Annotated in this window: 1 protein-coding gene; it reads right to left on the bottom strand. The window is 36.3% G+C overall.

From position 1 onward, the window contains the following. A partial coding sequence (locus ACUUYC_RS25380) for a BspA family leucine-rich repeat surface protein (RefSeq protein WP_474270640.1) occupies nt 1–8,538 on the bottom strand: 8,538 nt, incomplete at both ends.

Below are 8,538 nucleotides of genomic sequence, written 5' to 3' on the forward strand. Positions count from 1 at the left end.
TTGGATTTAAAGCAGCACCTTGCAAGCATACTTTCGCAGCTAACATGACATCTCCACAAGCAGCATCTAGTCCACCATCGGTAATGGTCCACCCAAGGTCTATTAATTCTTGTCTTTCTGTTTCAGATAAACAATACGTGCTGTTTCCACCATCAAATCGAACAGGTGTTGGAATTCGTGTTTCTCCAGCATCTAACGTAGCCCAACCAATTAATGTTGCATCATAGTTTTCTGTAGATAGTGTTACTCCTGTAAACATACCCACCGCATTTGCAACGCCTGAGTCTAATACACTTGAAATATCCCAATCTGCTAACGATTGATCAAAACTAGTAGCACCAGAGAACATTCCTGTAAATTTTATAGCATTAGAAACATCCCAATTGTTTAAGGGTTGGTTAAAGCTTGATGCTCCTTTAAAGGTATCCCCAAAGTTATTCACATTACTTACATTCCAGTCGTTAAAATATTCATTCCCTATTAGACTAGAACATCCAAAAAACATTCTTCCCATGTGTCCTACATTGGATAAGTTTGGAACATCTGTAGCGACTACGTCTAAATTGCCGCATGTACTGAATGCTCTAAACATAGAATCCCATCGATTATCTCCCCATTGATTAATGGTTTGTATTTGTGAGTTAAAACTGGTGTTAAAATAAATTCTTGGAAAGTTTCCAGTAATTGAAACAGTATAGGTTCCAGCAGTAGCATAGTTATGTATTGCGTTTCCAGTAATGCCTATATCTACATTTCCATCTCCCCAATCTACTAAATAGTTGTATCCTGAACCTGTTGTTGGGATGGTTACACGTTCATTTGTGGTACCTGTTTTCCATGTAGTAATGAATCTTCTATTGTTACAATCAGATGTTTGTCCTGCATCAGTGATTGTCCAATTATAGCTAGAAATTAGTGTTTGACGTTCATAATCACTTGCACAATACATGCTATCGCCTCCGCTAAATGTTACTCCTGTTGGTATTTGTGTTTCTCCAGTTTCTAGCGTAGCCCAACCTATGAGTGTATTGTCATAATTAGCTGTCGCTAGCATTGCATTGGTAAACATGTCTTCCATAGAAGTGATAGCAGAGATATCCCAATCACTTAAGTTTTGATCAAACGAAGTAGCTCCATAAAACATACGATCCATTGTGTTCACATTAGAGACATCCCAGTTGTTTAATGAATTATTAAGTAATGCAGCTCCTTCAAACATGCTTGTCATATCTGCAACATTTGATAAATCAGGTGTGTCTATTGCCGTTATTTCTAGGTTTTCACAACCTGCGAACGCATTTTCCATAGACGTCCAAGCAGTAGTTCCCCATTGTTGAATGGTTTGTATTTTTGATGCGTCACCTCCGCTATTGAAATAGATTCTTGGGAAGTTCCCTGCAATTGAAACCGTATAGGTTCCAGCAGTAGCGTAGGTATGTGTTGTATTTGCGGTTACACCAGTATCTATAGTACCATCTCCCCAAACTACAGTATAGTTGTATGTTGCTCCAACGAATGTAGGTATCGTAATGGTTTCATTAGCGGTTGTCGTTTCCCAAGTAGTAATAAATCGATCACTACAATTAGCATTTATTCCACCATCGGTAATCGTCCATCCAAGGTCAATTAATTCTTGTCTTTTTGTTTCAGAGACACAATAGGTACTGTTTCCACCATCAAAAATAACATTTGTAGGTATTTGTGTTTCTCCAGCATCTAAAGTTGCCCATCCTAAGAATAAGTTATCGTAATTTTCAACTGAGAGCCCTATATTATGAAACATATCCTTAGCTGATATCAAACTAGAAATATCCCAAGTTCCTAGATCTTGATCAAAATTTTGAGCTTCAGAAAACATACCATCCATTACTTCTACATTGCTGACATCCCAATTTCCAATATTTTGGTTAAAATTTTGAGCTAGGTAAAACATATAGTCCATATGTATTACATTGGCTACATTCCAAGTGCTAATATTTCCATTGAAAGCAGTAGCTCCATAAAACATGCTATACATTGTTTCTACATTGGCTACATTCCAAGCGCTAAGATCTCCATTAAAAACGTATGCTTCATGAAACATACTATCCATATTTTTTACTTGAGCTGTATTCCATGTACTGATGTTTCCGTTGAAATTGGTAGCCCTGTTAAACATCGCATTCATGTTGGTCACTTGTGCAGTATTCCAAGTACTAATGTCTCCATTAAAAAAATTCACATTACTAAACATAGCTGTCATATTTGTGACATTGGCTACATTCCAGTTATTTAAATCTGTATTAAAGTTGATACATCCCGTAAACATTTGCCCCATATTTTCGATAGTAGCAACATCCCAAGTATTGAATACTGTATTTCCAGTTAGATTACTACAGTTATAAAACATGGAATTGGTAGAAGTTACATTTGCTAAGTTTGGTGTATCGGTTGCAGTAATATTTAGGTTGTTACAACCTGCAAACGCATATTCCATACTTGTCCAAGGATTTGGTCCCCATTGTGTAACTTCTTGAATTTTGTCGCCATCGCCCGCAAAGTTGAAAAAGATTCTAGGGAAATTACCAATTATAGAAACTGAATAAGTTCCTGCAGCGGCATAGGTATGTGTAGCGTCTGCTGTAAAAAGACCTTCTGTTCCATCGCCCCAATTTACTATATAGTTATATTCTGTATTTGTATCAGTTGGTATGGTGATACTTTCATTGGTTGTAGTGGTTTCCCAAACCGTAATAAAACTATCGCTATTGATACAGTCTGTGACTTTTCCGTTATCTGTAATGTTCCAATCATAGGTGTCAATTAATTCAAAGCGTTTAAGATCTGATGCGCAATATTGACTGTTTCCTCCGTCAAAGTTAATAGGTGTTGGTATTTGGGTTTCTCCTGCATCAGTATCTAATGTTGCCCAGCCTATTAATGTATTGTCGTAATTGGCAGTAGACAAGGTTGCGCCATTAAACATAGATAACGCATTCACTACTGAAGATATATCCCAAGCACCTAAATCTTGATTAAAAGCTAAGGCATTAATAAACATAAAATTAATACTTTCTACATTACTGACATCCCAATTTCCTATATCTTGATTAAAAGCATACGCATCAAAAAACATTCCTGACATGTCAGTTACACTACTTACATTCCAATTGTCTAGGTCTGTATTAAAATCAGTACACACACTAAACATAAACCTCATGTTTTCAATAGTAGAAACATTCCAATCATTAAAGTATTCGTTCCCCTCTAAACTAGAACAACTATGGAACATTGATATCGTAGAAGTTGCATTCGATAAATCAGGTGCATCTGTAGCAGTAACATCTAAATTTGCACAGCCATAAAACGCATAATCCATACTTGCCCATGGGTTTGTTCCCCATTGTGATACCTTTTGAATTTTATCCTTATCTCCTTCATTGTTGAAAAAGATTCTAGGGAAATTACCTAAAATTCTAACCTCATATTCACCTGCTGTAGCATAAATATGTGTTGCATCTCCTGTAAAGCCACCTTCAATGTTACCATCGCCCCAATCTACTACATAATGGTATCCTGAACCTGTAGTTGGAATTGTAATACTTTCATTGGCTGAAGTGGTTTCCCAAAGGGTGATAAAGTTATTATTAGTGTTGATGCAATCTGTAGCTATTCCACCATCTGTAATAGTCCAGCCATATGTGCCAATTAATTGAAAACGTTCAAGCTCAGATTCACAATATTGACTGTTTCCACCGTCAAAGATAATATCCATTGGTATTTGGGTTTCTCCAGCATCTAACGTAGCCCAGCCTAGTAAGGTTGCATCATAGTTTTCTGTTGATAGTCCTGCTCCTGTAAACATATATTCTGCTCCTGTTCCTGGTAAAATTCCTAAACTTGAAATATCCCAATTTCCTAGGTTTTGATCAAACGCAGGTGCTTCAAAAAACATGAAATCAATATATTCTACCTTACTGATGTCCCAATTCCCTATATCTTGATTAAACGTATCTGCCCAATAAAACATACCGTATAAACTGGTAGCATTAGAAACATTCCAGCTAGAAATATCTTGATTAAATATATCTGCATTAAAAAACATGAAACTCATATCTTCAATTGTAGAAACATTCCAAGTATTAAAGTGCTCGTTCCCTACTAAACTAGTACAATCAAAAAACATAGTGTTAGTAGAAGTTGCATTGGATAAATTTGGTGTATCTGTAGCGGTAACATCTAAATTTACACAGCCAGCAAAAGCGCCGTCCATACTCGTCCAAGGGTTTGATCCCCATTGCGATACTTCTAGAATTTTAGCAGCGTCACCTACATTGTTAAACGTTATTCTAGGGAAATTACCAATTATAGAAACTGAATAAGTTCCTGCATCTGCATAGGTATGTGTAGCGTCTGCTGTAAAAAGACCTTCTGTTCCATCTCCCCAGTTTACTATATAATTATATTCTGGATCTGGATGGGTTGGTATGGTGATACTTTCATTGGTTGTAGTGGTTTCCCAAACCGTAATAAAACTATCGCTATTGATACAGTCTATGACTTTTCCGGCATCTATAATGTTCCAACCATAGGTGTCTATTAACTCAAAGCGTTTAAGATCTGATGCGCAATATTGACTGTTTCCTCCATCAAAAGTGAGATTTGTTGGTATTTGGGTTTCTCCTGCATCTGTATCTAATGTAGCCCAACCTATTAAGGTATTGTCATAATTGGTAGTGGACAAGGTTACGTTATTAAACATAGCTGACGCATTCGCTAATGAAGATATATCCCAAGCACCTAAATCTTGATTAAATGCTAAGGCATTAATAAACATAAAATTACTATTTTCTAGATTACTGACATCCCAATTTCCAATATCTTGATTAAAAGCTTCCGCATTCACAAACATTCCTGCCATAATAGTAACGCTAGAAACATTCCAAGTAGTGATGTCTCCGTTAAAAGCTTCCGTAATTCTAAACATTCCAGCCATATTTTCAACTTTAGAAACATTCCAATTATCTAGGTCTGTATTAAAAACAGTACAACTTGCAAACATAATTGTCATATCTTCAATAGTAGAAACGTCCCAAGTATTAAAGTATTGGTTCCCTAATAAACTAGAACAACCAGCGAACATTCCGTAAGTAGAAGTTACATTCGATAAATTTGGTGCATCTGTAGCAGTAACATCTAAATTTGCACAGCCATAAAACGCATAATCCATACTTGCCCATGGGTTTATACCCCATTGTGATACCTTTTGAATTTTATCTTTATCTCCTTCATTGTTGAAAAAGATTCTAGGGAAATTACCAATTATAGAAACTGAATAAGTTCCTGCATCTGCATAGGTATGTGTAGCGTCTGCTGTAAAAAGACCTTCTGTTCCATCTCCCCAGTTTACTATATAATTATATTCTGGATCTGGATGGGTTGGTATGGTGATACTTTCATTGGTTGTAGTGGTTTCCCAAACCGTAATAAAACTATCGCTATTGATACAGTCTGTGACTTTTCCGTCATCGGTAATGTTCCAACCATAGGTGTCTATTAACTCAAAGCGTTTAAGATCTGATGCGCAATATTGACTGTTTCCTCCACCAAATGAAATACCTGTTGGTATTTGGGTTTCTCCTGCATCTGTATCTAATGTTGCCCAGCCTATTAAAGTTGCATCATAATTTTCTGTTGATAAGTTTTCTATTAATGGATCGACATTCCTAAACATTTGAACTGCTGCTGTCATGCTAGAAATATCCCAATCTCCTAAATCTTGATTAAATGCTTCCGCTTCAGCAAACATAAAATTAGCAATCTCTAAATCACTGACATCCCAATTTCCAATATCTTGGTTAAAAGCATGTGCATTAAAAAACATTCCAGCCATGTTGGTCACACTAGAAACATTCCAAGTACTGATATCTCCGTTAAAAGCGTGTGCTTGTATAAACATCGCATACATAGTTGTAACATTAGAAACATTCCAATTGTCTAGGTCTGTATTAAAAGTATTACAACCTGCAAACATCTGTGTCATATTTTCAATAGTAGAAACATTCCAAGTATTAATAGTATTCCCTAACAAACTAGGACAATTACTGAACATTGATATCGTAGAAGTTACATTCGATAAATTGGGTGCATCTGTAGCGGTAACATCTAAATTTACACAGCTTGCAAAAGCAAGTTCCATATTCTCCCAAGGGTTTATACCCCATTGCGATACTTCTAGAATTTTAGCAGCATTATCTCCTTCATTGTTGAAAAAGATTCTAGGGAAATTACCAATTATAGAAACCGTATGGGTTCCTGCAGTTGTATAGGTATGTGTAGCGTCAGCTGTAAATAGACCTTCTGTTCCATCTCCCCAATCTACACGATAGCTATATCCTGCACCTGTAGTTGGTATGGTGATACTTTCATTGTCTGTAGTGGTTTCCCAAACCGTAATAAAATAATCACTATCATTAACATTATTGATACAATCTGCAGCTTGCTCACCATCAGTAATAGTCCAAGTATAGGCATCCATTAGTTCAAAGCGTTCAAATTCAGATTCACAATATTGACTGTTTCCTCCGCCAAATGAAATACCTGTTGGTATTTGTGTTTCTCCTGCATCTGTATCTAATGTAGCCCAGCCAATTAATGTATTGTCATAATTGGTAGTAGACAAGGTTACGCCATTAAACATACCTGTCATATTCGTCACGGAAGAAATATCCCAAGCACCTACATCTTGATTAAATGGTGTATTCCTAAACATATTTGACATGTTGTCTACACCGCTTACATCCCAAGATGAAATATCATTATTAAAAGATGAATTCCTGAACATTCCTGACATGTTGGTTACACTGCTTACATTCCAAGAACTTAAATCCTGATCGAAACTTAAAGCGGTAAAGAATACATCCTGCATGTTAGTTACACTGCCTACATTCCAGGAACTGATGTCTTGATTAAAATCGAGTGCTGAGACAAACATATTATTCATATCTGTGACATTAGACACATTCCAGTTGCTTATATCTGTATCAAAAATGAAACAACCTGCAAACATGTGGTTCATATCTTCAATTGTAGATACATCCCAGGTATTGAATGCCGTATTTCCAGTTAGATTAGTACAGTTTGCAAACATGGCACTAGTTGAAGTTACATATGATAAATCAGGTGCATCTGTAGCTGTTACAACTAAATTTTCACAGCCAGCAAACGCATTTTCCATAGTTGACCATTGGATTGTACCCCATTGTGATACTTCTTTAATTTTAGCCTTATCTCCTTCATTGATAAAAAAGATTCTAGGGAAATAACCAATAATAGAAACGGTATAAGTTCCGGCAGTAGTGTATGTATGTGTAGGATCATCAGTGAAAGGACCTTCTGTTGTTCCATCACCCCAATGTATAATAAAATTAGATCCTTCATCTCCAAAAATAGGCATCGTGATACTTTCATTGGCTGTTGTGGTTTCCCAAACCGTAATAAAACTATCACTATTGATACAGTCTGTAGTTCTTCCACTATCAGTAATGGTCCAATTATAGGTGCTAATTAATTCAAAGCGTTCAAGTACAGACTCACAAAATTGACTATTTCCACCATCAAAAGTGAGATTTGTTGGTATTTGTGTTTCTCCAGCATCTAAAGTAGTCCAGCCTATTAATGTTGCATCATAGTTTTCTGTAGATAGTCCTGCATCCGAAAACATTTCAGCTGCTGAATTTAGGCTAGAAATATCCCAGTTTCCAATGTTTTGATTGAAAAGCGGCGCTTCAAAAAACATATAATTAGCAACTTCTAAACTTGAAACATCCCAATTTCCAATGTCTTGATTAAATCCTTCTGCAAGATAAAACATGGCATCCATATTGGTTACACTAGACACATTCCAAGTACTGATATTACCATTAAATAATGTGCCTGAAAATGCCCCGTCCATCATGGTCACATTAGAGACATTCCAAGTATCAAGGTCTTGATTAAAATTATCTGCTCTTCTAAACGTATTGGACATGAATTCTACATTAGAAACGTCCCAATTGTTGAGTCCGCCAACACCTGTAAAATCTTCAGCGTTATCAAACATTTTTGACATGTCTTTCAGTTGTGGTGTGTTCCATGTACTAATATTTCCATTGAAAGTAGTAGCATTTGTAAACATACTATTCATTGTAGTAACATTGGCTACATTCCAATTGTTTAGATCTGTATTGAAGATCGTACAATCTGCAAACATGTTACTCATATTATCAATAGTAGCCACATCCCAGGTATTGAATACCGAATTTCCAGCTATGTTTGTACAACCTGCAAACATGCCGCTAGTTGAAGTTACATATGATAAACTGGGTGCATCGGTTGCCGTTACCTCTAAGTTTTCACAGCCTGCAAACGCATTTTCCATTGTTGACCAAGGATTTGGTCCCCATTGTGTTATTTCTTTAATTTTGTTGCGATCTCCCTCAAAGTTGAAATAGATTCTAGGGAAAGTACCAATAATAGAAACGGTATAGGTTCCGGCAGTTGTGTACGTATGTGTAGCAC

It is taken from the genome of Kordia sp. E (assembly GCF_056033805.1).